Origin of the sequence: Vibrio sp. Vb1026 (assembly GCF_033338745.1) — a bacterium.
GTDB lineage: Bacteria > Pseudomonadota > Gammaproteobacteria > Enterobacterales > Vibrionaceae > Vibrio > Vibrio alginolyticus.
Genome location: NZ_JAWOTH010000165.1, coordinates 1 through 1,117 on the forward strand (window position 1 = coordinate 1; position 1,117 = coordinate 1,117).

The window sequence follows — 1,117 nt, forward strand, 5'->3', positions numbered from 1 at the left end:
GTTGACTAAGCTTTGCTTCTAGATCGGAAATGGCAACTTGCTGTTGGTTGTAGACTAATCCAAGACCTGCCACAAACAATAAGCTGGCTGCGACACCAGTGGCCAAGGGCCAATATTGCTTGTTCAAACGACGCTTAACTGTCTTTGCATTAAAATCAGCTGGAATTGTGCCAGTTGAAAAAATCTTCGAGAAAATCGGCCATTTCGCTATTGGCATATTTGCTGGTTTAGAGACCTTAATATTTTTCTTTAGTGCTTCATTAACTGGTGTTCTTGAATATGGATGCTTACAACTCAACAATTCATACGTAATACAACATAAGGCGAACATATCATCGCTTATGTTTGGTTCTTTTCCTGAGAGCAGGTTGAGTGAGGCGTAGTTAGGCGTGTAGCCCAGCGTTTCTAGATCTTCTGTTTTACGTTTTGCTGCATACTGATCCTGTTTGATCTGGTGAGTTTTCGACACACCAAAATCCAAAAGCTTTACATGGCCTTCGGAGGTTAAAATTACGTTGGCTGGTTTTAAGTCGGCGTGTACAACGCCGAGCGAATGAGCATAGGATAGTGCGTCGAGGATTTGGTTGAGGATAGAAAGCATTGCATGGTACTTCAAACCATTTGGACGAGATCGTTGGATTAAACTTTCCAACGTTTCGCCGTCAATCTATTCCATCACTAAAAAGTAGATATCACCGTCGACTCCGAAATCAAAGACCCGGATTACGTTTGGATGACTAAGTCTTTGTGTTTGTTGCGCTTCTCGAATCAACATTCTTGCTGTCTCTGGCTGAGACGCAAACTCTTTCTGTAAAACTTTTAGAGCAACATAAGGGGACTCCGAGCCAGAAGACTCAAGAATTTTGTCTTTTGCTAAATAAACATCACAGAGTCCACCATGACCTAAAATAGACTCAATTTCGTAACGGTTTTTTACTGTTTGCCCAATTAAATTTGAGTTAATAACACTTTTGTTTTTTGTGTTCTTATTATCACTTTTGTTGATAGGTGGTATTGTGTTTTCTTTTTGAGACAGTTTTGTATCCGTTTCATTTATATTTTCAGTGGAGTCTTGTTTATTAACGTTTTTAGCGGGTTCAATTGCGTTTTCTCTTTT

At 39.7% G+C, this 1,117-nt stretch carries 1 pseudogene; it reads right to left on the bottom strand.

The window, feature by feature from the left end:
* Nucleotides 1-1,117: pseudogene (locus R7E47_RS25015) on the bottom strand (serine/threonine-protein kinase); the annotation flags it as partial.